This window comes from Amycolatopsis stemonae, from assembly GCF_054781455.1.
In genome coordinates this window covers 42,497-67,306 of sequence record NZ_BAAGUJ010000025.1, presented here as the reverse complement: position 1 = coordinate 67,306, position 24,810 = coordinate 42,497, and the positions used below count along the sequence as shown (strand labels likewise).

Annotated in this window: 19 protein-coding genes and 1 other RNA gene; 14 read left to right on the top strand and 6 right to left on the bottom strand. The window is 72.3% G+C overall.

Features of this window, described 5'->3' with window-relative positions; all coding sequences use genetic code 11:
• Nucleotides 1-4 precede the first annotated feature (4 nt).
• From ACYVLJ_RS45620 to ACYVLJ_RS45610, 3 genes are all read left to right on the top strand, one after another.
• Nucleotides 5-742: a zinc ribbon domain-containing protein gene (locus ACYVLJ_RS45620; protein ID WP_451987728.1), complete on the top strand. Its 738-nt coding sequence runs from the start codon at nt 5-7 to the stop codon at nt 740-742.
• Nucleotides 739-1,851: a bifunctional RNase H/acid phosphatase gene (locus ACYVLJ_RS45615; RefSeq protein WP_460443402.1), complete on the top strand. Its 1,113-nt coding sequence runs from the start codon at nt 739-741 to the stop codon at nt 1,849-1,851. Before ACYVLJ_RS45620 ends, ACYVLJ_RS45615 begins: the two co-directional genes overlap by 4 nt.
• Nucleotides 1,852-2,035: 184 nt before the next feature.
• A complete protein-coding gene (locus ACYVLJ_RS45610; protein ID WP_460443401.1) occupies nt 2,036-3,781 on the top strand; it encodes a DUF2339 domain-containing protein in 1,746 nt (581 codons plus the stop codon).
• A gap of 7 nt (nt 3,782-3,788) precedes the next feature.
• Here ACYVLJ_RS45610 and ACYVLJ_RS45605 read toward each other — a convergent pair whose 3' ends face one another.
• The 5 genes from ACYVLJ_RS45605 to ACYVLJ_RS45585 all read right to left on the bottom strand — a co-directional run bounded on the left by ACYVLJ_RS45605 (nt 3,789) and on the right by ACYVLJ_RS45585 (nt 10,128).
• Nucleotides 3,789-5,030, bottom strand: a complete 1,242-nt coding sequence (locus ACYVLJ_RS45605) for an SLC13 family permease (RefSeq protein WP_451987734.1) — start codon at nt 5,028-5,030, stop codon at nt 3,789-3,791.
• Between the two features lie 93 nt (nt 5,031-5,123).
• The gene (gene sfnG, locus ACYVLJ_RS45600) at nt 5,124-6,236 is read right to left on the bottom strand and encodes a dimethylsulfone monooxygenase SfnG (protein ID WP_451987736.1); all 1,113 of its coding nucleotides are present in this window, start codon (nt 6,234-6,236) and stop codon (nt 5,124-5,126) included.
• A 31-nt stretch (nt 6,237-6,267) separates the two neighbouring features.
• A complete protein-coding gene (locus ACYVLJ_RS45595; protein ID WP_460443400.1) occupies nt 6,268-9,066 on the bottom strand; it encodes an ATP-binding protein in 2,799 nt (932 codons plus the stop codon).
• Between the two features lie 31 nt (nt 9,067-9,097).
• Entirely contained in the window at nt 9,098-9,553 is a 456-nt protein-coding gene (locus ACYVLJ_RS45590) for a hypothetical protein (RefSeq protein ID WP_460443399.1), read from the bottom strand.
• Nucleotides 9,550-10,128, bottom strand: coding sequence for a sigma-70 family RNA polymerase sigma factor (locus tag ACYVLJ_RS45585; protein WP_460443398.1), 579 nt, complete (start codon nt 10,126-10,128; stop codon nt 9,550-9,552). The genes ACYVLJ_RS45590 and ACYVLJ_RS45585 overlap by 4 nt, the downstream gene beginning before the upstream one ends.
• A gap of 247 nt (nt 10,129-10,375) precedes the next feature.
• Between ACYVLJ_RS45585 and ACYVLJ_RS45580 the strand changes: the two genes are divergently transcribed.
• The 11 genes from ACYVLJ_RS45580 to ACYVLJ_RS45530 all read left to right on the top strand — a co-directional run bounded on the left by ACYVLJ_RS45580 (nt 10,376) and on the right by ACYVLJ_RS45530 (nt 22,400).
• Nucleotides 10,376-11,044 (top strand): DUF4142 domain-containing protein, encoded by a 669-nt coding sequence (locus ACYVLJ_RS45580; protein WP_460443397.1) that lies wholly within the window; start codon nt 10,376-10,378, stop codon nt 11,042-11,044.
• A 7-nt stretch (nt 11,045-11,051) separates the two neighbouring features.
• Nucleotides 11,052-11,849, top strand: coding sequence for a ferredoxin (locus ACYVLJ_RS45575; RefSeq protein WP_460443396.1), 798 nt, complete (start codon nt 11,052-11,054; stop codon nt 11,847-11,849).
• On the top strand, nt 11,846-13,096 hold the full coding sequence (locus tag ACYVLJ_RS45570; RefSeq protein WP_460443395.1) for an NAD(P)/FAD-dependent oxidoreductase: 1,251 nt from the start codon (nt 11,846-11,848) through the stop codon (nt 13,094-13,096). The genes ACYVLJ_RS45575 and ACYVLJ_RS45570 overlap by 4 nt, the downstream gene beginning before the upstream one ends.
• Nucleotides 13,097-13,155: 59 nt before the next feature.
• An RNA gene (gene rnpB / locus ACYVLJ_RS45565) (RNase P RNA component class A) lies at nt 13,156-13,553 on the top strand.
• Between the two features lie 100 nt (nt 13,554-13,653).
• Complete coding sequence (locus ACYVLJ_RS45560) at nt 13,654-14,511, top strand: SCO6745 family protein (protein ID WP_460443394.1); 858 nt, start codon at nt 13,654-13,656, stop codon at nt 14,509-14,511.
• 453 nt (nt 14,512-14,964) lie between these two features.
• Nucleotides 14,965-15,234 (top strand): hypothetical protein, encoded by a 270-nt coding sequence (locus ACYVLJ_RS45555; protein ID WP_451987752.1) that lies wholly within the window; start codon nt 14,965-14,967, stop codon nt 15,232-15,234.
• 10 nt (nt 15,235-15,244) lie between these two features.
• Complete coding sequence (locus ACYVLJ_RS45550; protein ID WP_451987754.1) at nt 15,245-15,727, top strand: hypothetical protein; 483 nt, start codon at nt 15,245-15,247, stop codon at nt 15,725-15,727.
• A 3-nt stretch (nt 15,728-15,730) separates the two neighbouring features.
• Nucleotides 15,731-18,709 (top strand): ATP-binding protein, encoded by a 2,979-nt coding sequence (locus ACYVLJ_RS45545; RefSeq protein WP_451987756.1) that lies wholly within the window; start codon nt 15,731-15,733, stop codon nt 18,707-18,709.
• Nucleotides 18,706-20,793: a magnesium transporter gene (locus ACYVLJ_RS45540; RefSeq protein ID WP_460443393.1), complete on the top strand. Its 2,088-nt coding sequence runs from the start codon at nt 18,706-18,708 to the stop codon at nt 20,791-20,793. The genes ACYVLJ_RS45545 and ACYVLJ_RS45540 overlap by 4 nt, the downstream gene beginning before the upstream one ends.
• A gap of 3 nt (nt 20,794-20,796) precedes the next feature.
• Nucleotides 20,797-21,396: a hypothetical protein gene (locus tag ACYVLJ_RS45535; RefSeq protein WP_460443392.1), complete on the top strand. Its 600-nt coding sequence runs from the start codon at nt 20,797-20,799 to the stop codon at nt 21,394-21,396.
• Between the two features lie 17 nt (nt 21,397-21,413).
• Nucleotides 21,414-22,400, top strand: coding sequence for a C40 family peptidase (locus ACYVLJ_RS45530; protein ID WP_451987840.1), 987 nt, complete (start codon nt 21,414-21,416; stop codon nt 22,398-22,400).
• A 1,762-nt stretch (nt 22,401-24,162) separates the two neighbouring features.
• On the opposite strand, the gene ACYVLJ_RS45525 is transcribed toward ACYVLJ_RS45530, so the two are convergent.
• Nucleotides 24,163-24,798, bottom strand: coding sequence for a hypothetical protein (locus ACYVLJ_RS45525; RefSeq protein WP_460443391.1), 636 nt, complete (start codon nt 24,796-24,798; stop codon nt 24,163-24,165).
• Nucleotides 24,799-24,810 lie beyond the last annotated feature (12 nt).

Here is a 24,810-nt window from a genome sequence, read left to right as displayed (position 1 = left end):
CACCGTGAAGGCCGAACCCGCCGTGCAGCGCCAGTTGCTCGAGCTCGCCAAGGTGGACGCCGAGCTCTCGCGCACCGCGCACCGCCGCCGCACCCTGCCCGAGCTGGCCGAGATCGACGCGGGGGAGAAGACCGTCCGCGAGCGCCGCGACGCGCTCGTTTCGGTGGAGACCGCCGCGTCCGACCTCGACCGCGAGATCGCCCGGCAGGAGAAGGAGATCGAGTCGGTGCGCGCCCGCGAGGACCGCGACCGCAAGCTCCTCGAGTCCGGCTCGGTCAACGCGAAGCAGATGACCGACATCGAGCACGAGCTGCAGACCCTGCAGCGCCGGCAGAGCGCGCTCGAGGACGACCTGCTGGAGCTGATGGAGCAGCGCGAGGCCCTCGGCCTCGACGCGCAGCGCACCGGCGCCGAGGTCGACAAGGCCGAAGCCGAGGTCGCGGCCGCCGTCGCCCGCCGCGACGAGGCGTTCAAGGACCTCGACACCACGCAGGCCCGGCGCGTCGAGGACCGCGAGAAGCTGGTGCCGCGCTTCCCGGAGCCGCTGCTCAAGCTGTACGAGCGCGTCCGCGAGCACAAGGGCATCGGCGCGGCCCTGCTGCGCGCCCGCCGCTGCGGCGCCTGCCAGCTGGAGCTGGACCGGAGCACGATCGCCGAGATCAAGGCCGCGCCGGAGGACGACGTCATCCAGTGCGAGAACTGCGGCGCGATCCTGGTCCGGACCCTGGAGTCGGGTCTGTGACCTCGCACGTCATAGTCGAGGCCGACGGCGGCTCGCGGGGCAACCCCGGGCCCGCCGGCTACGGCGCCGTGGTCCGCGACGCCGACGGCGAAGTCCTCGCCGAGCGCAAGGAAAGCCTGGGCGTCGTCACGAACAACGTCGCCGAGTACAACGGGCTCATCGCCGGGCTGACCGCCGCGGCCGAGCTCGGCGCGTCCACTGTGGACGTCCGGATGGACTCGAAGCTCGTCGTGGAGCAGATGTCCGGGCGCTGGAAGATCAAGCACCCGGACATGCAGCCGCTCGCCGAGCGGGCCAAGGAGCTGGCCGCGGGCTTCTCGCGCGTGAAGTACGAGTGGATCCCGCGCGCGGAGAACGCCCACGCCGACCGGCTGGCGAACGAAGCCATGGACGCCGCCACCGGAAAGCCCGCCACCACGCCGAAGCTGCCGACCCGCAAGCCCGACCGCGCGACCGTGGCGTGGACCGGCGCGAAGGGCACGCCGACCCGGCTGCTCCTGCTGCGCCACGGCCAGACGGAGATGTCGGCCCTGCGCCGCTACTCCGGCCGCGGCGACGTCCCGCTCACCGAGCTCGGCCGCGGCCAGGCCGCTGCGGCGGCGAAACGGCTGGCCGCGATGGACGGCCTGGTCGTCGACGGCGAGGCCGTCCCGATCGTCTCCTCGCCGCTGACCCGGACGAAGCAGACCGCGCAGGCCGTCGCCGACGCGCTCGGCGGCCGCGTCGAGACCCACCCCGGCCTCATCGAGACCGACTTCGGCGAGTGGGAGGGCCTGACGTTCGCCGAAGCGGCCGACCGCGACCCCGAACTGCACCGCTCCTGGCTCGGCGACAGCTCGGTGCCGCCGCCCGGCGGGGAGAGCTTCGACGTCGTGCACCGGCGCGTCCGCAAGGCCCGCGACGAGCTCATCGCCGAGCACGGCGGCAAGACGCTCGTGCTGGTCAGCCACGTGACACCGATCAAGACCCTGCTCCGGATGGGCCTCGACGCCGGCCCGCAGCTGCTGTTCCGGCTGCACCTGGACCTGGCGTCGCTGTCGATCGTCGAGTTCTACCCGGACGGGAACGCGTCGGTCCGCCTGGTCAACGACACCTCGCACCTGGCCTGACCGGTCGAAGTGTGGGGTGGATCACGCTCAACGGCGACGCGTGGCCACCCCCCGATGGGGTATTGGCTACAGTATCTCGACCGCGTCGCCGCGGTGGCGGGTCCGAGGCGTGGGCCCACTCAGGGGGCGCCAGCTCGCGCGTATCCCACCGGCAGAGGCCTGCGGGCGGAACAGTGACGAGGACATGACGGCTAGCGCACTCACCGAGACCTCCCAGAGCGACGACGTCCCCGGGGACCCCGCGCCCACCACGGTCAAGCGCGGCTGGGGCGCGCGGCTGGCGCCGGTGCTGGCCGTGCTCGCCGGCGTCGCGGCGGTCGCCGTGCACGCCGCCCGCTACGGCCACTGGATCGTCGACGACGCGGCCATCACCTTCTCCTACGCGCGCAGCTTCGCCGACGGCCTCGGCCCGGTGCTGCAGCCGGGTGCCCCGCCGGTCGAGGGCTTCTCCGACCCGACGTGGATGGTGCTGCTCGGCCTCGGCAAGCTCGCCGGCCTGTTCGACCACGGCCTGCTGTTCGGCATCCCCGACTACGTGCTGTTCCCGAAGGCGCTGGGCCTGCTGTTCACCGCCGGCATCCTGACGGCGTGCCACATCGCGGCGAAGCAGATCTTCACGCGCTTCGCGTGGCTCGCCACGCTGATCGTCGGCCTGACGCTGGCGACGATCCCGTCGTTCGTCATCTGGGTCGTGTCGGGCCTGGAGAACTCGCTGTTCGCGTTCGCCGTCGTCACGCTGGCGGTGACGCTGTTCGTCGCGGTGCGCAACGACCGCCTGCTGACCCCGAAGGTCGCGCTCTGGGCGGGCGTCCTGGTCGCGTTCGCCGCGCTGACCCGCCCGGAAGGCCTGATCTACGCGGGCGCGTACCCGCTGGCGGCGCTGGTCCTGCTGCGCGCCGGGCTGTTCTGGAAGAGCTTCCGGCTGGCGCTGCTGTCGGTGGCGGCGTTCGCCGTGCCGTTCGGCGCGTACGTCGTCTGGCGGCACGCCGAGTTCGGGCGGCTGCTGGCCAACCCGTCGGTGGCCAAGCAGCAGGGCCTGCCCGGGTTCGACGCCCTGAAGCGGCCGTTCGAGCTGGCGGGCTACGCCGGCTGGGCCGGCGTGGTCCTGCTGGTGCTGGTGATCGTGTTCGCGCTGGTCAAGGCGCCGTGGCGGCGGTCGCTGACCGCGCTGCTGGTGCCGCTGGCGCTGGGTGTCGTCGCGTACGGCGTGATGGTCGCCGACTGGATGTACCAGCACCGGTTCGCCAGCCCGGTCTGGCCGCTGGCGGTCCTCGCCGGGACGCTCTCGGCGGGCGAGCTGCTCAAGCACCGCCGCGCGCTGCTGCGGGTCGGCATCGTCGTGGTGCTGGTGGGCGCGTTCATCCCGTCGGCGGTCGGGTTCGCGGCCGCGGCGGACAAGTTCGCGAAGAACCCGAACATCACGGCGTGCCTGGTGGCCGACCGCTTCGGCCGCGGCTTCAACACCTACGCGGACATCCTCGGCATCCAGAAGGCGTCGCTGCTGCTGCCGGACCTGGGCGGCTCGTCGATGACCAGCCGCCTCGACCTGGTCGACATGGCCGGCCTGGTCAACAAGCCGATCGCCGACCTGGTCCACGACGGCGACCTCGCGGGTCTCCGCGACTACGTGTTCGACACGGTGAAGCCGACGTTCATCCACTCGTGGGGCCCCTGGGCAGCGGGCAACGGCATCGCGCTGGACCCGCGCCTGGACCGCGACTACGTGCTGATCTACTCGTCGCCGATCGAGGGCCTGCGCAACGGCGACTGGGTCCGGCGCGACGCGGTGACGGACCCGGCCAAGCTGAAGGCGGCCCAGGACTACGCGGCGAAGACGATCCCGGCCGTGGCGGCCGACCGGTTCGGCGGCCCGCTGGACGACTGCGGGCCGACGATGAAGCCGGGCCAGACCCTCTCGATGCCCGGCTGAGCCCGGGTCAGCTCACCAGACCCAGACTGAGCCACAACGCCACGGTCGCCGCGGCCAGGCACAGCGGTGTCGTGATCGCGCCCAGCGCGTGGAACGTCTTCGCCGAGGGGTGTGCCGGCAGCGTCCGGCGCCACAGCAGGGTGGCCAGCGAGCCCAGGTAGCTCGCGTTCGGGCCGATGTTGACGCCCAGCAGGACCGCCAGCAGCACGCCGGGCGCCGGGTGCGGGCCCAGCACCGAGAGCAGGATCAGCGTCGCCGGGAGGTTGTTGACCAGGTTGGCCAGCACGGCCGCCACCGCCGCCGCCAGCAGGAGGTCCAGCAGGCCCGTCGACGTCGGCAGGAGCGTGCGGAGCACCCCGCCGAGGAGGTGTTCCGAGACCGCCTCCACCACGACCGCCAGGCCCAGCACGAACAGGCACAGCTGCGGCGCCGCCTCGGTCACCAGCTGCCACGGCTTGATCTTGCCCGTCGTCAGGGCCCGGACGCCCAGGATCAGCGCCGCCAGCGCCGCGATCCAGACCGGCTCGACGTGACCGAGCGGGCCGAGCCCGAAGCCCACCAGCGTCAGGCCCAGGATGACCAGCGCGAACGTCGGCGTCTCGAGGTGGCGGGCCGGTGACGCCGTTTCGCGCGGCTTCAGGTCGAGCGCGAAGAACCGCAGGAAGACCAGCAGTTCGATGGCCAGGGTGACCACCCACGGCAGCGCCATCACCGCCGTGAACCCGGCGAACGTCAGCCCCGACGCGCCGAACGCCAGCAGGTTCGTCAGGTTGGACACCGGCAGCAGCGTCGAGGCCGAGTTCGCCAGGTGCGCGCACGCGTAGACGTGCGGGCGCGGCGGCAGCTTGAGGCTCGTCGCCGTCGCGAGGACGACCGGGGTGAGCAGGACGACCGTGGCGTCCAGGCTGAGGATCGCGGTCGTCCCGGCCGCCGCGGCGAAGGTGAGCACCAGCAGCCGGCGCGGCTTGCCGTGGCACGCCTCCGCCAGCCGGTTGCCCAGCCACGCGAAGACGCCGTCCACACTGGCCAAAAAGGACAAAAGCAGGATCGCGGCGAGGAAACCGAGCGTCGGGAGGATCTCGACGGCCCGGTGCCCGGCCGCGGCGGGCTTCACCAGCCCCAGCAGGAGCGCCACGCCCGCCGCCGGCACCGCGGCCACCGCCTCCGGCCACCCCCGCGGCCGCACGATCGCGAAGACCAGCACGGCGACCAGCAGCGCCAGGCTTCCCGCCCCTGCCCAGAAGTTCACCGGCCCACGCTAATCGACGCCGGGCCCGGGCCGGCGGGGGCGCCCCCGTTTTCCACGCTACCGGAAGGCACCGACAGTTCCGGCGGCCCGCGCTCAGACGCCGAGCGGCTCCGGAGTGGCGGCGCCCCGGGCGAGGTCCTGCTCCTTCGCCCGGATCACCGGCAGCACCTCCTTGCCGAAGTGCTCGACGTCCTCGAGGTAGTGCAGGAACCCGAGCAGCAGCAGGTTCGCGCCGCGCTTCTTGTACTCGATCGCCCGGTCCGCGATCTGCTCCGGCGTGCCGATCAGGCGGGTCCGGAAGCCGTCGTTGTACTGGACGAGGTCGTCGAACCCGGAGTCCGCCCACATGCCCTTCGAGTCCGAAGTGGACTTCCCGGCCTGCGCCACGGCCGACCGGAACCCTTCGACGGCCTCGACGTTCGCCTTGTCGACGATCTCCTTCAGGACCGCGCGGGCTTCGCTTTCCGACTCCCGCGCGATCACGAACCCGTTCAGTCCGAACCGGACGGTCCGCGCGTTCTCCCCGGCGTAGCCACGAACCTCCGAGACCTGCTCGGAGAAGCCGTCAAAGTCCTTGCCGTTGCTGAAGTACCAGTCCGAGACGCGGCCCGCGAGCTTGCGCGCCGCCGTGGAGTTGCCGCCCTGGAAGATCTCCGGGTGCGGGGCCGCCACCGGCTTCGGCTTGATGTCGAAGTCGTGGATGCGGTAGAAGTCGCCGCGGAACTCGGCGTGGTCGTTCGTCCAGAGTTCGCGCAGCACGCGGATGAACTCCTCCGTGCGCCGGTAGCGTTCGTCGTGCTCCAGCCACGGTTCGCCCAGGCCGGTGAACTCGCCCTTGAACCAGCCGCTGACCACGTTCACCGCCGCGCGGCCACCCGAAATCACGTCGGCGCTGGCGATGAACTTCGCCAGCACACCGGGGTGCCACAGTCCGGGGTGGACGGCCGCGATCACCTTGAGCCGCTGCGTCGCGAGCAGCAGCGCCAAGCTGAACCCGGTCGACTCGTGCTGGTACGCGGCGCCGTAGCTGGCCGTGTAGCGGACCTGCGAGAGGGCGTACTCGAAGCCGCTGTTCTCGGCCAGCACAGCCAGATCTCTGTTGTACTCGTAGCCCCAGTCCGTCCGCTGTTCGATGTCGGACGTGACGAGGCCACCACTCACGTTCGGGACCCAGTAGGCGAATTTCAACGGCTCTTCGAGCGACATGGCCCGAGTAGAGCAACGACCCCGGATCGGGTCAACGACCGTCCACGCGGTGGGAAGACTTCGCCAGTGCCCCACCGAGTTCCGCGCGCCCGGGGATGCCGAGCTTGCGGTACGCCCCCGACAGGTGCAGCTCGACCGTCCGCCGCGTCAGGTGCAGGGCGGTCGCGATCTCGCGGTTGGTCAGGCCCTGCGCGGCCATCACGGCGATGCGGTTCTCCTGCCGCGTCAGGCCGTGCTCGTTGTCCTTCGCCGGCGTCAGCGCGCGCCGCGCGGAACGCAGTTCTTCCGCCGCCCGCCGGGCCAGCGGGCGCGCACCGCAGTGCTCGCTCAGCTCGACGGCCTGCCGCAGCGTCTCGATGGCCTTTTCGGACTGGCCGTGCCGCGCCTGCAGCGTGCCGAGCTCGGTCAGCGCCGTCGCCAGCTGCAGCCGCGCGGGGGACGAGCGGAGCGTGGTGATCGCCTTGTTCAGCGCCCGCTCGGCTTCGTCGTCTTCGCGGACGAGCCCGATCGTCGTCAGCGCCGTGCCGAGCGGCCGTGCCGCGCCCCAGCGGGCCGCGGTGTTGATGTCTTCTTCGGCCAGCCGGGCCGCGTCGTCGGCCTGGCCCAGCGCCAGCGCCGCCCGCGCCGCGTGCGCGCGCCAGGGCACGAACCCGGGGAACCGCATGCCGTGGTGGGCGAGCCGCCGTCCGCAGCTGAGCAGGTCCTCGAAGCCGAAGCGCGTGTACCCGGTCGCGACGCGCAGGCGGCCGCGCGCGTAGAGGAGGTAGGTGTGGGTGAACAGGCCCTGACTGGCGACGAAGTCCATCCGGTCCAGCAGCGACGTCGCCGCCTCGAACCGGCCGAGGTCGACCCAGCACTCGACGAGCTTCGCCGCGCACAGCACGCCGACCGGGCACGTCGTGGTGCCGCCGCGCTCGTCGAACCGGCGCAGCAGCGACTCGAAGTGGACACTCGCGCGCTGCAGGTCGCCGCTGGCCTGCAGGGCGATCCCGCGGGCCAGGGTGGGCAGCGCGCCGTGCGGCACGTGCACGTCCCACGGCTCGCGCTCGACGTCGAGCACGCGGCACAGGCGGTCGACGTGCGCCGGCTCGTCCGCGAGCACCGCCGTGGCGAGGGTGAAGAAGTAGTGCTGCTCGAACAGCTCGGGGTCGTCGCCGGTCAACGCGTCGGCGAAGTGCCCGACCGCGTCCGTCGCCGATTCCCCGCTGCGGACGGCGTCGAGCGCGAGCAGCGCGGAACGGCCGCGCTGCGCGGCCGGGTCGGTCAGCGGCGCCCACTGCTCCTCGAAGTCGCGGAACTCCGGCGGCGGCCCGAGCCGGCTGCCCGCCTCGGCGAGGTAGGTCATGCACAGCAGCGGCCACACCGCGTCGGGCCCGCCGGCGTCGAGCCGCGCGGCGATCTGGCCGGCCGCGCTGATCGCGAGCCGGGCGTCCTGGCCGCCGCAGAGGGAAAGCAGCATCGCCGAGGCGATGAACGCGGCCGTGTCGCGGCTGCCGATCGTGTCGACGGCTTCCCGCACCCGCTGCGCGGCGGCGGGCGGGTCGAGCTGGAACTCCGCATGGGCGAGCTGCAGCAGCACGGCGACCCGGCGCCCGGACGTCAGCCGCTCTTCCAGCGCCCGGCGCAGGTGCCGCGCGGCCAGCTCGGGACGCCCGGAGAACACGGCGTTGCGCGCGCTCAGCCGCAGCACGTCCACGCCCCACGGGATCCGGATCGACGTCGCTTCCAGCAGGTGCGCGGCGACGCGTTCGGCCGGCGCGCCCGTCTCGGACAGCAGCTTCGCCGCGCGCGCGTGGTTGACCGCCCGCGTGGTCCGCGGCATGTCCTTCAGCACGGAGTTGCGCACGAAGGACAAGGTCAGCTCCGGGCGGCCGCTGTTGTGCAGCAGGTGCAGCCGGACCATCGTGTCGATCGCCTGCAGCGCGTCGAGCTCGTCGACGCCGGCGAGCTGGGCCAGCAGGTCGAACTCCGCGTCCTCGCCGAGGATCGCGGCCGCGTGCAGGATCGCCGGTGCGTGCGGGAACTCCTGCATGCGCGTGTGGAGCACCTGGCCGATCAGCGACGAGCCGAGCTCGTGCGGGTCCGCGCCGGGCAGCAGCCGCGGCCGCAGCGCGTTCAGCAGGTACGGGTTGCCGCCGGTCGCTTCGCGGCAGGCTGTGGCGAGCTCGCCCGGGGCGAGGCCGAGGATCTCCGCCGCGGCCGCGTCGCCGAGGCCGTTGAGGGCGATCGTCGCGGGCGTGCAGCCCGCCATCTCCAGCAGCGCCACCTCGCGGTGCGGCGGGTGGCCGGTGAGGGAGGTCAGTATGATCAACACCGGCAGGTCGAGCACGCGGTGCCGGATGTAGGCGAGGCAGCGCATCGACCAGGCGTCGGCGAGGTGCACGTTGTCGATGCCGAGGAGCAGCGGCCCTCGCTCGGTCGCCTCGCGGACGATGCGGAAGAAGCGTTCGAGGGCTTCGGCCTCGCCAGCGGGCCCGCACTCGGCGGCGAGCGGTTCCCGCGGGCGCGGCGAGCCGGTGGTTTCCTCCAGCGCGTACGCGAGCTGGCGGGCGAGCCCGCCGGACAGGTGGCTCTCCAGCCGTGACCCGGTGGCGGTCGCGACGGTGAAGCCCGCGTCCGCGGCCAGGGCCGCGGCGGTGTGGAGCGTGGCGCTCTTGCCCATGCCGAACTCGCCGACCAGCACCGCGCTGGCCGCCGTGCCGCCCCGCACCACGGGGAACAGGCTGGTCAGGCGGCTGAGCTCGGGTTCGCGGCCGGGGAGCCGCGGGGCGGGGCGCTTCGGTACCGAAGGCCCGCTTACGGGGTGCTCGGAATTTACTTCGGTATCCACCGTAAGGACTTTCATGTTGGGTTGGGGCAGACTACTGGAAACCGGCCTGCCACGGGAGATCCCGCAGGTCACGGCCGGTACCGGCCACCACCTGAGCAGGGGAGACGATGGACGCAGCGGATGCGAACCAGGTCCTCGCGACGGCCGGCCGGGCAGCGCAGACGACGGTCACGGCCACGCCGAGCGCCAGGAGCAGGAGCGCCCCCGTCACCGGCCCCCGCCGGCCGGAGAAAGCGCACGGCTTCCGGCGCCGGGCCGCACCGTCGCCCGGCGGCGGGTAGGTCCCGGACGGCGGGCCGCCCTCGGTGGGGCCTCCGCCCGGCAGGTAGCCGAGGCGGGCCGCCTGGGCCAGCGCCCCGGTCACCGGCTGGAAGCCGGCGACGAGGTCCTGGCAGCGAGCGCAGTCCCGCAGGTGCGTTTCGAACTCTTCCGGATCGTCCAGGACGCCGAGCTCGTAAGCCGCGGCGTCGCGGTGCTTCCCCTTCATCGCACCGCCACTTCCCCGAGCGCCTTCCGCAATTGCCGCATCGCCGTGTACAACCGCGATTTCACCGTTCCCTCGGGAATTCCGAGAATTGTTGCCGCCTGCCTGACCGTGTTTCCGGCGAGGTAGGTCTCGGCGATGACGGACTGATATTTCTCATCCAGTTCCGACAATGCGCGGCTAATCGTTAGTGCGGCTAACGAACTGTCCGCCCGGTCGGCTGACTCGGCGTTTTCCGGGATCTCCAGAGCGACCTCCTGCGGGCGGACCCGGCGATTTCGCCAGCCGTCGATGACGATCCGGCGCGCCACCGTGAGCAGCCAGCCGCGCAGCATTCCGGGCTCGCGCTCGAGCGTGTCCGAGTGCTGCCACGCGCGGATCATGGTCTCCTGCACGACGTCTTCGGTCCACTGCCGGTCGTGGTTGGTCAGGGCCAGTACCTGGGAAAACAGGGTGGCGCGGAAGTCCTTGTACAGCAGCGGGACGAGGTCGTCGCCGACATCGGGGCGCGCGTCGACCGCGGTGGCGGACGAGGCGGATCCGACGTGGCCGCGACATTCTCTGCCCAGTGCTTCCATAAAGCTCGCAACCTCACCTGACTGGCGGACCGTGGGGCCTCCGGAGCGTAGCGCAAAAACACTTAATAGGCCATATGCATTAGTTTTGCGAACGCCATTAACCGAACCGCTACGACGACCGCCGACGGCCGGTTCAAATTGTGTCTTGTGATGCACGTCACAGTCACTAAAAGGTGACGGCGAGAACCGCGTCACACCTTCCCCGCGTAGCTGGAGGTAAGGACTGCTTCGCGAAGGGACATCGGTGATGCCGCTCCGATTCGTGGCACTGCTGGCTGCCACGGCCGCGCTCTTGGTAAGCGCTGTCTTCCCCGCGTCCGCCGGCGAACTGCAGCAGTCCGACCGCACCTTGCTGACGCGCTTGAAGCAGCACGCGCTGTGGGCCGGCCCGGCGAGCAGGCTCGCCGCCGGGCGGGCCACGAACCAGCGCGTGCGGGCGGTCGCCGGCCGCATCGCCGACGACCAGGCCCGCCTCGACGTCGCCCTGCGCGCGGTCGCCGACCGGCTCGCGGTCACCCTCCCCGCCGAACCCACCGAGCAGGAACGCGCGTGGGCCGGCGAACTCGCCGCCGACTCCGGCGACGCGTTCGACCAGGCCTACGTCAATCGCCTGCGCGCCGAGGACGGCTCCCTCTTCTCGCTCGCCTCCGAGGTCCGCGCGGGCACCCGCGACGACGACGTCCGCGCGTTCGCCCAGACCGCCGTCGACTCCGCGCTCGGCCACCTGACGCTGCTCGAGAGCACCGGACTGGCCCAGACCACTTCCCTGCTCGTCTCCGCCACCGAGGACGACACCCTCGGCGGCGGCGACCTCGTACTCGGCGCCGTTTTCGTGGCCGTCGCCGCCGTCGCCACGTTCGGACTGCTCCGCCTGCTCGGAACCCCCGGCAGGACTCAGCCGCGCACCCGGAGGTAAGCCGCCCATGTCCTTGTCCGCCGCGCTGGTCCCGGTGTCGCCGCACGACACCGGGATCGCCGAGGCCGCCGCGCTGTCCGGCCGCCTGACCTACCTCTGCCTGTGCCTCACCCTGTGCTGGGGCGTGCTCGCCGCCACCGGCTGGGTCCGCCGGTTCGGCGGCCAGGAGGCGCTGCGTGCCGGCCACTTCCTGCTCGCCGCGTTCACCCTCGCGACCGGCACGGTGCACGGGCTGACGTTCCTGTTCCTCGAGGACGACCCGTTCGGCGTCGCCGACCTGCTCGTCCCCTTCTACGACGGGACGCCGAGGCACGCGCTCGGCATCGCCGGCCTCGAGCTCGTCGTCGCCGTGTCCGTCACGGCCGGCCTGCGCCGCGGGGCCCGCGAAGGCCGCTGGCTCCGCTTCCACCAGCTCGGCTACCTCGCGATCGCGCTGCTGGCGGTGCACGCCTGGCTCGGCGCGATCGCGAGCGGCCACCTGGCGGTCGTCTGGCTCGCCGGGATCACGCTGCTCGTGCCCCCCGTGGTGCTGTCGGCCCTGCGGGTGCTGCCCACGTCGGCCCTCGTGCGGGCCGGGCTGATCGAACCGGAGCCCGAAGTCGCCTCGCTGCGCGTCGACGTCGACAGCCACCGCTGCCACTCCTACGGCGTCTGCCAGTCCGAGGCCCCCGGCGTCTTCAAGCTCGGCCGCGACGGGCAGCTGGCGTACGAGAAACGGCCCGGTGCCGGGGAAACGCCGAACGTCCGCGCGGCCGCGCGCGCCTGTCCCATGCGAGCCATCCACCTGTTGGGAGCCACCCGATGAGCGAACGCATCGTCATCGCCGGAGCCGGTCTCGCCGGCCTGCGCGCCGCGGAACGGCTGCGCGAGCTCGGGTTCGACGGCGAGGTCGTCGTGTTCGGGGCCGAGCCCGACATCGCCTACCACCGCCCGGCGCTGTCCAAGAGCCTGCTCACCGGCGCGGTCAGCCGGGCCCAGACGCTGCTCGCCGACCCCCTCGAAGTCGACGCCGAGTGGTACTTCGACTCCCCGGTCACCGCGCTGTCGCCGCACCGGCAGGTCGTCCACCTGCGCGACGAGGAAGTCCGCTACGACGGCCTGATCATCGCGACCGGCGTCGAGCCGCGGCGGCTGCCGGGCGCGCCGCACGGCCACCCGCGGGTCGTCGTGGTCCGGACCCTTTCGGACACCACGGCGCTGCAGCGCGCGCTGGCCGGCAATCCAGGGCCGGTCGCCGTCGTCGGGGACGGCTTCATCGGCTGCGAAGTCGCTTCGAGCCTGCGCGAGATGGACCGCGACGTCGTCCTCTTCGGCCGGTCGCGGGCGCTGCTGGCCGACGTCCTCGGCCCCGACATCGGCGAGTGGCTCACCGCGCTCCACACCGCCCGCGGCGTCCGGCTGGAGCTCGGCACCACGATCCGCCGGTGGCGGCCCGGGCCCACGGCCGTCGGCCTCGAGTTCGCCGACGGCCGGGCGCTCGACGTCGCCTGCGTCGTGGTCGCCGTCGGCAGCGTCCCGGCCGTGTCCTGGCTGCGCGGCGCCAAGCTGCCGCTCGACGACGGCGTCGTCTGCGGGCCCACCTGCCACGTTCTCGGCTCGGACACGATCGTCGCGGCCGGCGACGTCGCCCGCTGGCCCAACCTCCGCTACGACCCCACGCCCCACCGCGACGGGCACTGGCTCAACGCCGTGGAGATGAGCCGGGCGGCCGCGGAGAACCTGCTGGCCGGGCCGCAGGGCTCGCCGGCCTACACGCCGGTGCCGCGGTACTGGTCCGAACAACACGGGGTGCGGATCCAGGTCGCCGGCCGTCCGATGCTCGGCACGGACACGGTGCTCCTGGAGTCCCCGGTGTCCGGCACGCGGCCGATCACCGGCTTCGTCCGGCACGGCAGGCTCATCGGGCTCGTCGGCCTGGACAGCCCCGCCGCGGTCCTGCACTGGACGGCCGAGCTGGCCCGCCAGCACCCGGCGCCGTCGATCGCGCCGCCCCAGCGGCCCCCGGAAGCCGTCCGGCCACGTCACCACAGCCGCGCCGCGGCGGGGTACTGAGCCCTCGCCGAGGCAGACCCACCCGGCCGCGGGCACTGGGCTACCATCTGCTCCGCGGACGAGCCGGCAGGGCGGCCGCGAGCCGGGGCGACCCGGCTCGAGGAAAGTCCGGACTCCACAGGGCAGGGTGGTTGCTAACGGCAACCCGGGGTGACCCGCGGGAAAGTGCCACAGAAAACAGACCGCCACGGCCCGCGAGGGCCGGGGTAAGGGTGAAACGGTGGTGTAAGAGACCACCAGCGTCCCGGGTGACCGGGGCGGCTGGGTAAACCCCACCCGGAGCAAGGCCAAGAGGGAGCCTTCGGGCTCCTGCGCAGGCGTTCGAGGACGGCCCGTCCGAGCCTGCGGGTAGGCCGCTGGAGCCTGCCGGCGACGGCAGGCCGAGATGGATGGCCGCCGCCCCGGGAGCCGCGAGGCGACCGGGGAACAGGATCCGGCTTACATGCCGGCTCGTCCGCCCACGCCCGTTGTGAGTGTCCAGCGCGGTTGGAACCGCCCTGGACACTCACGACCGTCAGGCGTCGCCAGCGGTGGTTACCCGGTAGTAGGGTGCCGCTATGGCGGGTGACGAGAAGCGGTTCAAGTCGGCCTTCGATTCCTTGCACGCTCTGGCGTACTTCGCGCCCGAAGTGGACGAAGCCCTCACCGGCATCGGGCTGCGGCCCGGGCGGATGCCGTACTTCGCCGGGCGGTCCGCGGCCATGGGTCCCGTCGGCCCCGAAGTCGTCGCCGCCACCTTCTACAACTTCAACCCCGAGGTCGTCGCCCGCGTGATCCCGCGTGCCTGGACCCTCGCGACGCCGGAGCAGGTCCTCAAGGCCCGGCTCGAAGGCGTCGACAAGGCCCTGACCCGGCTCATCGGCGAAGGCGAGCTCAAGAGCGACCAGGTCGTCGAGGCCGCCGAACTCGCGCGCGAAGCGAGCGAAGCGTGCACGGGCGAAGGACGTCCGCTCTACGCCGCGCACGCCGGGCTGGACTGGCCCGAGCTGCCGCACCTCGCCCTCTGGCACGCCATCACGCTGCTTCGCGAGTACCGCGGCGACGGCCACATCGCGGCGCTCGTCCTCAATGGCCTGAGCGGCGTGGAAGCGCTCGTCACGCACGTCGCCACCGGTGCCGGCTTCACCGTCGACTCGGCCAAGCTGACGCGCGGCTGGAGCGACGAGCAGTGGACGGCCGCCGAGCAGGGCCTGCGCGACCGCGGGGTCCTCGACGGCGAAGGGGCGCTCACCGGCGAAGGTGTCGCGGTGCGTGACCGCGTCGAGGTCGCCACCGAAGCCGCCTCGAAGGCGCCGTGGGACCACCTCGGGCCGGAAAAGACGGCTCGGCTGGAGGAGCTTTGCCGCGACCTGACCCGCCGGGTGGTCGCGGCCGGGGCCTTCCCGGCCGGTGTCTTCGCCCGGCGCCGGGGCTGACGACCAAGATCACGCTATGTAGTGAAAATCGCGTGAGGTTTTGAGCGCCCTGTGACGGACGGCGGCGGCCGGCAAGATCGACATGGCCGCCGACCGGCCGAATGGCCGTCACACAACGGACTCATGCGACAGGGCCGTTCGGGTCATGTCACACTGTTCCAGGCCGCACAACGGCCACGGCGCAAGTACCCACAGTGAGCAAATCCCGGGCAATGGGGTGAGTTCGTCAGCACACTGAGAAGTATGGGTGCCCGGGCTTTAACCCGAGGGCCCTTGCCGCGATGATGGTGGGCGTGGAGTTTTCGTGTGCCGTGCGCGCCACACCGGTTGACAAGCCAGCCGTCATCTACGCAGCGCGCTTTGACCACTACCCCTCGTAGCCTCCATGATGTTGTTCGAAGCACCGCCTGAGCCAGAGCCGCGCGGGCCCCACCGCGCACCGGGAGTATCACGATGACGACCTTGACCACCCTCGACACGCTGGCCGCCAACGGCGAGCTGGGCACCGGCAACGTGCGCCAGTGGCTGCTCGACAACATCATCCCCCTGGTGCTGCTGGCCGTCGCCCTCCTGCTCCTCTGGCTGGGCGGTGGCAAGGGCGACAACGCGGGCGTCATGCGGCGCCTGGCCGGCGTGGTCATCGCGCTCGCGATCATCGGGCTCGCGGTCAGCGGCGCCGGCGTGAACGTGGGCCAGTGGATCGCCGGCCTGTTCACGGGCTGAGGCGGACGGCGTGCGCATCAGGACCGACGACGAGGTTTACCGGGTCGACGCCGTGTGGCTCGGCCCGCCGAAAGCGACTTTTCCCTGGCGGGCCCGCTACGTGGCGTGGCTCATCGGCATCCCGGCGTTCTTCGTCGTGCTCGGCGTCGAGCGCTGGGCCGGGTGGAGCTTCGGGTTCTTCTCGACCGCGTGGGCGTTCGTCGCCACCATCGTGATCACCCGGCTGCTCACGGCCAAGATCAGCCACGAGCGCCCGCTCGGCGCCGTGGTCGCGATGGCCGGACGCGAGCTCAACACCCCCAGAGAGGTGACCACGGGCACCGGCGGCGCGGTCAGCGCCAGCCGCGTCCGGGTACGGGCCGAGCGCCCGCTGCCGAAGCACCGGCGGAGGCGGCAGTACCAGCACCACGGCGGGCCGCCGGGTGCTGCCTTCACCCAGGGAACACCACGAGCGCGCCGGAGCCGCGGCAACGCGGCTCGGGCCGGGAGGTAGTCGTTGTTCGGTCGCGGCGGTAGCCGAGGAAAACGGGGTCGGGACGCACACTCGGGCGCGTGGCAGCCGCCCGAGCAGGTCCGCGCGTCGCGGAACGGCTCGGGGGGCGGCAAGGGCCGTCGCCTGACCGGTGAGCAGGCGATCCCCGCGTATACCCCGTCGATCGCGGTGCGAAGCATCGACGGGCACCTCGTGCGCACGGGCTACGAGGTCTACGCCTGGTACCGGCTGGCACCGCAGCGCTGGTCGTTCCGCTCGGACTCGCAGCGGCGCGACCTGATCGCGGCCATCGCCGGCCAGTACGCCGAGCTGCAGGGCCGCTGGCTGCACCTGCGCGTGACGAACCGGCCGTACCCGATCCGGATGTGGGCCGAGGCGCACGTCTACAACGCGCACGGCCGCCCCAACGACGTCCCGGGCGCCCTGTCGTTCGACGACTACCTGATCGGCGAGCAGCAGCAGCTCATGGGCCGCTCGATGGCCGAAAAAGAGGTCTACATCGGTGTCCAGGTGCAGACGCGGCGGATGGTCGACCGCGCGGTCGAGCGGGCCGCGCCGGTGCTGCGCAAGATCCTGCCCGAGGCCGTCGACGCCGAGCTGACCGCATTGGACTCCGAGGTCGAGCACCTCGACCAGGTCATCGGCAGCGCCGGGCTGGAAGGCCGTCCGGTGCACGCCGAGGAGATGTCCTGGCTGATGCACCGCTCGTGCTCGCTCGGCCTGCCCGCGCCGCGGAACATGCCCGCGGTGCCGGGCGCGGCCTGGGAGCCGGAGGACCTGGCCAGCTTCACCGACGCCGCCGACTACTACGCCGAGCCGTACGCGCCGACGGTGACCGTCCGCGGCCGCACCGGCTCGAACGCCGGCGTCTCGCGGCACCTGGCGATCCTCACCGTCGGCCAGATGCACGGCCTGCAGATCCCCGAGGTCGACGACCCGTGGATCCAGCACGCCGACCGGCTGCCCGCCGCGGTCGAGGTGTCCGCGCGCATCTACGTCCGGCGTCCCGAAGAGGTGGCCGGCGAGCTGCAGCGCCAGATGAACAAGGTGCGTTCGCAGGTCAAGCACTACACCGACGAGCACGAGCTGGAGCCGCCGCAGTCGCTGTCCCGGCAGGCCGGGCGCGTGCTGGAGATCGACGACGAGATGACGTCGGGCTTCACCGCGCTCGCCACCCGCGTGCGCTCGTGGTGGCGGCTGGCGGTGTCCGGCCCGACCGAGCGCGACGCGCTGCGCCTGGCCCAGCAGCTGCTGGACCTGTACAAGCCGAAGATCGCCATCGAGCACCCCGAAGCCCAGTACGCGATGGCCCGCGAGTTCATCCCGGGCGAGCCCCTCGCGTCGGCGGCGTACATGCGCCGCGGCTCGGTGGTCTGGAGCGCCTCGGCCGTCCCGACGGCGACCGCGGAGGTCGGCGACCGCCGCGGCATCCTGCTCGGCGAGACGTGCACGGCCACCCGGCGCCCGGTGGCCTGGGACCCGTGGATGGCCCAGGAAATCCGCGACGGCTCCGGCCTGACGGCGATGGTCGCCGGTCTCGGTGGTGGTAAGTCGTTCCTCGGCGGCGGCATCGTCTACAAGACACTCCGCGCCGGGGCGAACTGGACGATCCTCGACCCGTCCGGCCCGCTGTCGCGGCTGTGCGACCTGCCGGAGCTGCGCCCGTACGCGCGGCCGATCAACCTGCTCAACGCCCAGCCGGGGATCCTCAACCCCTACCGCGTGGTCGCCGAGCCGTTGATCGAGCACTTCATGGACGAGGACGACCCCGAGCGCTCCTGGCGCCGCGAGAAGGCCTTGGCGGGCGCGACGCGGCGACGTCTGGTGCTGGACGTCCTCACGGGTGTCCTGCCGTACGAGGTGTCCCGCATGGCCCAGACCCGGATCGTGCTGCTGCGCGCGGTCCGCGCGGTCGGCGGCCGCTTCGACGCGGACCCGGGCCAGGTGATCGACGCGCTCCGGCGGGATTCGTCGGAACACCACGAGCACGCGGTCGTCGTCGCCGACTTCCTCGACGAGATGCGCGAGCGGATGGCGCTGCTCATCCCGGAGACGGACGCGGACCCGTACTCGGAAACCCGCGACGACCGCCTGACGGTCCTGACGATGGCCGGGCTGACCCTGCCGAAGGACGGCGTCCCGCGCGAGTACTGGACGGACGCGGAGTCCCTCGGCGTCGAGATGCTGAACCTGGCGGCGTGGCTGACCCAGCGGTCGGTGTACGAGAAGCCGAAGGAACTGCGCAAGGGCGTCTGGATCGACGAGGCGTTCTTCCTGTCCGAGGTCCCGACCGGGCGCGTGCTGATGAACCGCTTCGCGCGTGACTCGCGGAAGTGGAACGTCCGCGTGCTGCTGTCGTCCCAGATCCCGGCGGACTTCCTGAAGATCCAGGGTTTCGTGGCCCTGCTGGACTCGGTGTTCGTGGGCCGCCTGGACGACGACGACGCCCAGGCCGACGCCCTGCGGCTGTTGAAGGTCCCGGTGGGCGTGGGCTACGAGCAGGTCGTGGCGGCGCTGGGCCGCCGCCCGGGCTCCCAGCGCAGCGGCTTGGAGCGCGACGTCGAGCCCCGCCAGTTCATCTTCGGCGACGGTGCGGGCGGCGTGGAGCGCATCCGCGTCGACTTCTCGGGCCCGCATCTGGACCACCTGCGTTCGGTGATGGACACGACCCCGGGCTCGAAGGACGCGGCATCGCCCCCGCGCCGCCCAGGCAACGAGCTGGCCCTGCCCGCGGAGGAGAAGAAGCCGTACGTCGCGGTCCCACCCGAGGACGACATCGAGCTGGAGCAGGACTTCGAGCTGGCGGCGGAGCTGGAGGTCGGCCTGGCGGACGAGAACCTCCTGGGCGCACCGGACCCCCTGGCCTCCGAGACGGGCGAGGTCGAAGGCGGCGTCTCCCCGAACGGCAACGGCAACGGGAACGGCGGGCAGCAGCACGCCCGCACGGGTGGAAAGGGCGGCACCGGCCGGGACGCCGCATGAGTACCGTGCTGACGCTGGCGGTCCTGCTGACGTTGGCCGCGGGATGGCACTCGCTCAAGCGGCGGATCAAGGAAGGTCCGCGCTCCGCCCGGCGCACGCCGAGCCGCAAGGCCACGATGTTCGCCGTCATGCTCGTGCTCGGCCTGCAGGCGATCGCGACCGCCCCGGCGGCGAGCGCGGCGGCCTGTGGCGAGGCCCCCAACCCGGAACGCCCCGGCGCGGGCATGGTCGGTGCGATCGACCCGGCCGAAGGCCACGGCGAGGCGGGCAGCCCGTACGTCGACTACAGCTACGCCGGGTTCGTCTGGAACACGTTCGAGACGAACTGCACCGGCCTGAACCTCACCCCAGCGGGGTCCACTTTGGACACCTGGGGTGGCAACCAGCTGTTCAACCTGGGCAAGAACATCGTCGGCGCGACGAACTCCCTGCACTACACCGTGCTCGAGGGCGGTCTGCTCAACCCGCTGTACAGCGCGGTGAAGTCCGGGGCCGAGAAGGTCTACAACAACATCTACGCCCAGCTGTTCGGGCTGGTCGCGCTCGTCATGTCGATCATGTTGTTCCGCAACATCTGGCGCGGCGACCTCGCCGCGGTCAGCAAACGGGCGCTGTACGCGCTGGCCGGAGTCTGGCTGGCCGCGTCGTCGCTCGCGATGCTGCGGTACTTCGACCCGATCGACAAGGCGATCGTCCAGACCACGACGAACATCCAGGCCGGGTTCGTCGACGACTCGAACGACCGCGTCATCCGGCACGTCCTGCCGACGAACCTCCACAACGAGATCGTCTACAAGAACTGGCTGCGGGGGGAGTTCGGTTCGCCGACCGCGCCGCAAGCGGACCAGTACGGCCGCCCGCTCCTGGACGCGCAGGCGTTCACGTGGGCGCAGCTGCGCAACGGCGACGACGGCAACCAGTCCGTCATCGACGGCAAGAAGAACGCCTACAAGGACATCTCCACCAAGCTCGGCCCCGCCACCGGCTACTTCACCGGCGAGGCCGGCGGCCGCACCGGGGCGGGCTTTCTCTCGCTCGGCCAGGCGCTCGTCTACTCGCTCTTCCAGCTCCTGGCCAAGGCGAGCGTTCTGCTCGCCCAGGTCCTGATCCGGCTCTTCGCGCTCACCGCGCCGCTGATCGGGCTCATCGCCCTGCTGCACCCGGAGATCCTGCGCCGCGTGCTCAAGGTCGCCGGCGGGGTCGCGTTCAACCTGGTCGTGCTTTCGGTGCTCGCCGGGGTGCACGCTCTGTTGCTGCAGGCCATCTTCGACGCCGGCAACTCGCTGAACATGCTCACGCAGATGGTCCTCGCCGGACTGATCACCGTGCTGCTGTTCATGGTCGGGCGGCCGGTGCGGCGGCTGTGGCAGATGGTCGAGATGTCGGTCAGCATGGTCGGCGCCGCGGTGCCGTCGCCGGGTGGCGGGATCTTCTCGCGGTTCCGGCGCCACAAGAGCGGCCCGACGCCGCAGGACGAGTTCTGGCAGCACATGCGCGAAACCGACGACGTCGTCGACGGCGACCAGCGCGGCCCGCTCGGCGCCACCGCCGGGGGCGGCCGGTTCCGGCCGGAAGCCACGATCTTCGCCAACGCGCAGCGGCTCGACAACGGCTCGGGTGCGGCCCGTCCGGCCGCGGCCTGGTCCGGTGCGCCGTGGCCGGGCGCCGTCGGCGGTGGCGGGTCCGCGGGTGCGCTGCCCGCGGGCGGGCGGCCCGGCTCGCCGGTGTTCGGCCAGTACAACCCGGCCAACGGCGACCCCGGCGACTACGTCGTCGTCGGGGCCGGCGGGCGGCCGGTCACGCGCGAGGAAAGCCGTCGCGTCGACACCTCGCCGGTCGCCGACCGGCGCTGGAACGACGAACCCGAGCCGGTCGTCGTGCCGTCCGACCTGCGGGCGCCCGAATCCGGCTTCAGCGACCACACCCCGCAGGACGTGCCGCGGACGCCGGGCGTGCGCGCCCAGCCGCGTCGCGTCGACCCCGAAGTCGTCGCGGGGAAGCCGGTCTTCGTGCTGTACCGGCCGTCGCGCGGCATCGAAGTCCGCGAAGAACCGCGTGACACCGACCAAGTGATGGGGCGGTGACCGATGCCGATCCGCACCAACCGCGGCCGCGCCGCGGTCTACCGCCGCCTGTGGGGGTGGCCGCTGCGCTCGCCCCGGCACCTGATGGGGACGCTGGTCTTCCTGGCGATCCTCGTCACCGCGCTGGGCATCGTGCTGCCCAAGGTCGTCGGCAAGCCGCAGGCCAAGGCGGCGCCGCCCACCGGCACGTCGACGTCCTACACCGCGACCCCGCCGGGCGTCGCGGCGCCGGTGCCGACGTCCAACCTGCCGACGCGGCTGTCCGCGCCCCTGGCCACCCCGACCACCGCGGCGCCGAACGGGGACGCCGTCCGCGTCGCGAAGGAGTGGGCCGCGGCCTGGGTCGACCACCCGGCGGGCATCACGTCCGCGCAGTGGCTGGAGAAGCTGAAACCCTTCACCACCGAGGAATACCTGCCGGTGATGTCCTCGGTGGACCCGGCGAACATCCCGGCGACGAAGGTCACCGGTGAGCCCGTGGTCGGCACGTCCTACACCAGCTCGGTGCAGCTGACGATCCCGACCGACGGGCCCAAGCTGGCCATCACGGTCGTGAACACGAACGCCGGCTGGCGGGTCGCCGACTACGACCAGGCGAGCTGAGCGTGCGGCGGCTGGGGTTGTGGCTGGGGCTGGTCGTGTTCGTCGCGATCGGCGCCCTGGTCGTCACCGCCGTCGCCGCCAAGGTCGTCGTGGACAACCAGCAGGCGCAGGCCCGCGGCGTCTCGCTGATGAGCTGCGACGCCTCGGTCGGGCCGACCCAGCCCGGTCAGGGCGAGCGCGGCACGGTCGACGCGTCCAAGCTGGACGACGAGCAGAAGGGCATCGTCGCGCTGATCATCACGATCGGCAAGCAGCGGACCCTGGCCCCGCGCGCCTGGCAGGTCGCGATCCAGGCCGGCATGACGGAGTCCGGCCTGCACAACCTCACCTACGGTGACCGCGACTCCCAGGGCATCTTCCAGATGCGCCCGTCGATGGGCTGGGGCTCGGTCGCGGAGGTCACCAACCCGCAGTACGCGATCAACAAGTTCTACGACGTGCTGCTCGCGGTGCCGGACTGGGAGAACAAGCGCCCGGGCGACGCCGCGCAGGCCGTCGAGCGCTCGGGCTTCCCGGACCGCTACCACAAGTGGGAGCCGATGGCGGCGACGCTGGTGGAGAACGTCGGCCAGGTCGCCGACGTCGTCGCCTGCGGGACCGGGCTGGGCCAGCTGCTGCCGCCGAGCCAGGCGGCCGGGAAGGCGATCAGTTTCGCGCTGGGCGAGCAGGGGAAGCCCTACGTGTGGGGCGCCACAGGGCCGAACTCGTACGACTGTTCCGGGCTGATGCTGCGGGCGTACGAGTCGGCGGGGATCATCCTGCCTCGGGTGTCCCGCGACCAGTACCACGCCGGCGCGCTGCTGCCGGTGCGCGAGGCGCAGCCCGGTGACCTGCTGTTCCTCGCCACCGATCCGTCGAACCCGGACACGATCCACCACGTGATGATGTACCTGGGCGACGGCAAGGTCGTCGAGGCGCAGCAGACCGGCGTCCCGGTGCACACCCGGCCGTTCTCGTTCGACGAGGCCGAAGTGGTGCCCCAGGCCGTCCGTCCCGGCGTTTAGCATGGGTTGAGGGCCCTTGACAGGACCAGGCCCGGCGGATTCGGCCGACAGCGGAACCGATTCACCCGACGTCGCGGCGCTTCCACGAGCAGGTGGCCGCGTACTGGCAGAGGATGAGCACGTGGGACGGAAATTCGGCAAGCGCGGCAAGCCCGGCCAGGGCTCGCCCCAGGACCCGGCGACGCTGTTCGGCGCGCCCCAGCCGCCCCGGCAGTCGGCACGTCCCGCGTCGAGCACCCCGCTGGCCGACCAGCTGAGCCAGGGCTACCCGGGCGTCGACCCGGGGTACGTCGTGCTGCCGCGCTCGCTGGCGGAGGGCATGTCGCTGCCGTGGCAGCACCAGATGGCGGCGCTGCTGGCCCAGTTCCACGCGGAGCACGCGGCGCTGGCCTGGCCGATCTACCGGGTGGTGCCCTCGCGGTACGAGATGTTGTCGGACCTCGACGAGGAGCAGCTCGCAGAGGCGGGCTACCTGGTGGAGATGGACGCCGACGGCGAGATGGTCTACCGCGAGCGAAGCGGCCGCAAGGTCGAGGACCCGGAGAACACCTCGGTCCTGGTGTCCTGCCTGGACCCGATCCCCAAACCGGCGGCGCGCCCGACGCCGCCCCCACCGGGAGCCCCGCCCGGCGCGGCCCCGGCCCCGATGAACATCGGCCCGGCACCCGTCTGGCGGACGGTGCCTCAGCCGCCTCCCGCGCCTCCCGCGCCGTCGCCGGGATTGAGTGCTACGTGGACTGAGGACGCGCCCGGTCCGTCGGCCTGGGGGCGGCATGGAGCGTCTCCGCCGGATCGGTCGGGACCGGACTTGCCGGGCCCGGTCAGGGCGCCTCAGCAGGCCCGCCACGCAGCCCCGGAGCCAACGGCCGAAAGCGCCGTCACGGAGCCCGGGCCGTGGGAGGCAGCCCGGTCTGAGGTGGCTGACAACGGGCCGATCCATCCGATCCCGCCCGACTTCCAGACGGGACCGTCGACCGAGCCGCAGCCTGCCGGTGCGCGGTCCGAGGTGTCGCAAACGCCTGCTGCTCCGCAGATCGGCACGCCGGATGTGTCGGAGGCCGCATCGGCACAGCCGGTGACCCGGCAGCCTGAGGCGGCCGCCGTTCAGCACCAGTCGCAGGCGCAACCCCCTGCTCCGGCTGAGGCACCGGCTGCGGCCCGGGCGACCGGATCGGACCAGCTGCCGGCTGCCGCCCAGGAATCACCGGCCAAGCTGGCCGAAACGCAGGAGCAACCCCCTGCTGCGGCCGAGCAACCGCCTGCGGTGCAGGAGCCGTCGGTCGCCCCCGAGGAGTCGCGGGCTGCCGGGGAGCGGGAGCAGTCGGCTGAGCCGCGCGAGGTTCCTGCTGCCGCCGAGGAATCACCCGCGGCCGCGGAGTCGCAGGAGCAGTCGCCGCGTGACCCGCACGAGGTTCCCGCCCAGGAATCCTCGGCGGCTGAACCGCAGGAGGCGACCGGACACCAACCGTCGCCAAATTCGTCGCCCGAGCCATCGGCTGCCGGTCCAGAGTCGCTGGCTGCGGTGCAGCCGCCCGTGGAGCACCAGGAAGCGACGGTTGCGTCGCACGAGACACAGGCCGTCGATGAGTCGCTGGCTGCAGGCCAGGCGTCTACCGGGCACCAGGAGCCGGGGGCTGAGGTGTCCCAGGCGCCGATCTCGCAGCAGGCGCCCGGCGGGTCTCAGCCGTCGGACGCGGTTCAGCAACCGGCTGGTGCACCGCAGGCGCCCCCTGCGCAGCGCCAACCGGCGGCGGAGCCTCGGCTACCAGCTGCGCCAGGGCCCGCCCAGGAGCACCAACCACCGGCTGCGCCGGAGCAGCCGCTGGCTGCGGCGCAGCAAGCCCCAACGTCGCCGCAGCAGCCGCCAACTGCTGCGCAGCAAGCCCAGGCTCCGGTACAGCAGCCTCCGGCTGCCTCGCAGCAGGAGGCTGCCGTGGCTCAGGAAGCGGCGCACCTGCCTCCGGGTGCCTCGCAGCATCCACCGGTTGTCGCTCAGGAAGCGGCGCACCTGCCTCCGGGTGCCCCGCAGCAACCTCCGGTTGTCGCTCAGGAAGCTCCGGCGCACCTGCCTCCGGCTGCTTCGCAGCAGCCACCGGTTGTCGCTCAGGAAGCTCCGGCGCACCAGCCTCCGGCTGCCTCGCAGCAACCTCCGGCTGTCGCTCAGCAACCTTCGGCCCCGCCGCACCAATTCCCCGTGTCGCCGCAACAGCCGCCAGCTGCTGCGCAGCAGCCACCGGCCGTTGCGCAGCAAACTCCGGCCCCGGCGCACCAATTCCCCGTGTCGCCGCAACAGCCGCCAGCTGCTGCGCAGCAGCCACCGGCCGTTGCGCAGCAAACTCCGGCCCCGGCGCAGCAGCCACCGGCCGTCGCGCACCAGGCCCCGGCGACCCCCCAGCAACCGCCAGCAGTC

Coding starts and splice junctions, on each gene's coding strand:
- ACYVLJ_RS45610 (WP_460443401.1), top strand. CDS start 2,036: ATGACGGCTAGCGCACTCACCGAGACCTCCCAGAGCGACGACGTCCCC.
- sfnG (WP_451987736.1), bottom strand. CDS start 6,236: ATGTCGCTCGAAGAGCCGTTGAAATTCGCCTACTGGGTCCCGAACGTG.
- ACYVLJ_RS45590 (WP_460443399.1), bottom strand. CDS start 9,553: ATGAAGGGGAAGCACCGCGACGCCGCGGCTTACGAGCTCGGCGTCCTG.
- ACYVLJ_RS45585 (WP_460443398.1), bottom strand. CDS start 10,128: ATGGAAGCACTGGGCAGAGAATGTCGCGGCCACGTCGGATCCGCCTCG.
- ACYVLJ_RS45580 (WP_460443397.1), top strand. CDS start 10,376: ATGCCGCTCCGATTCGTGGCACTGCTGGCTGCCACGGCCGCGCTCTTG.
- ACYVLJ_RS45575 (WP_460443396.1), top strand. CDS start 11,052: ATGTCCTTGTCCGCCGCGCTGGTCCCGGTGTCGCCGCACGACACCGGG.
- ACYVLJ_RS45570 (WP_460443395.1), top strand. CDS start 11,846: ATGAGCGAACGCATCGTCATCGCCGGAGCCGGTCTCGCCGGCCTGCGC.
- ACYVLJ_RS45560 (WP_460443394.1), top strand. CDS start 13,654: ATGGCGGGTGACGAGAAGCGGTTCAAGTCGGCCTTCGATTCCTTGCAC.
- ACYVLJ_RS45555 (WP_451987752.1), top strand. CDS start 14,965: ATGACGACCTTGACCACCCTCGACACGCTGGCCGCCAACGGCGAGCTG.
- ACYVLJ_RS45540 (WP_460443393.1), top strand. CDS start 18,706: ATGAGTACCGTGCTGACGCTGGCGGTCCTGCTGACGTTGGCCGCGGGA.
- ACYVLJ_RS45535 (WP_460443392.1), top strand. CDS start 20,797: ATGCCGATCCGCACCAACCGCGGCCGCGCCGCGGTCTACCGCCGCCTG.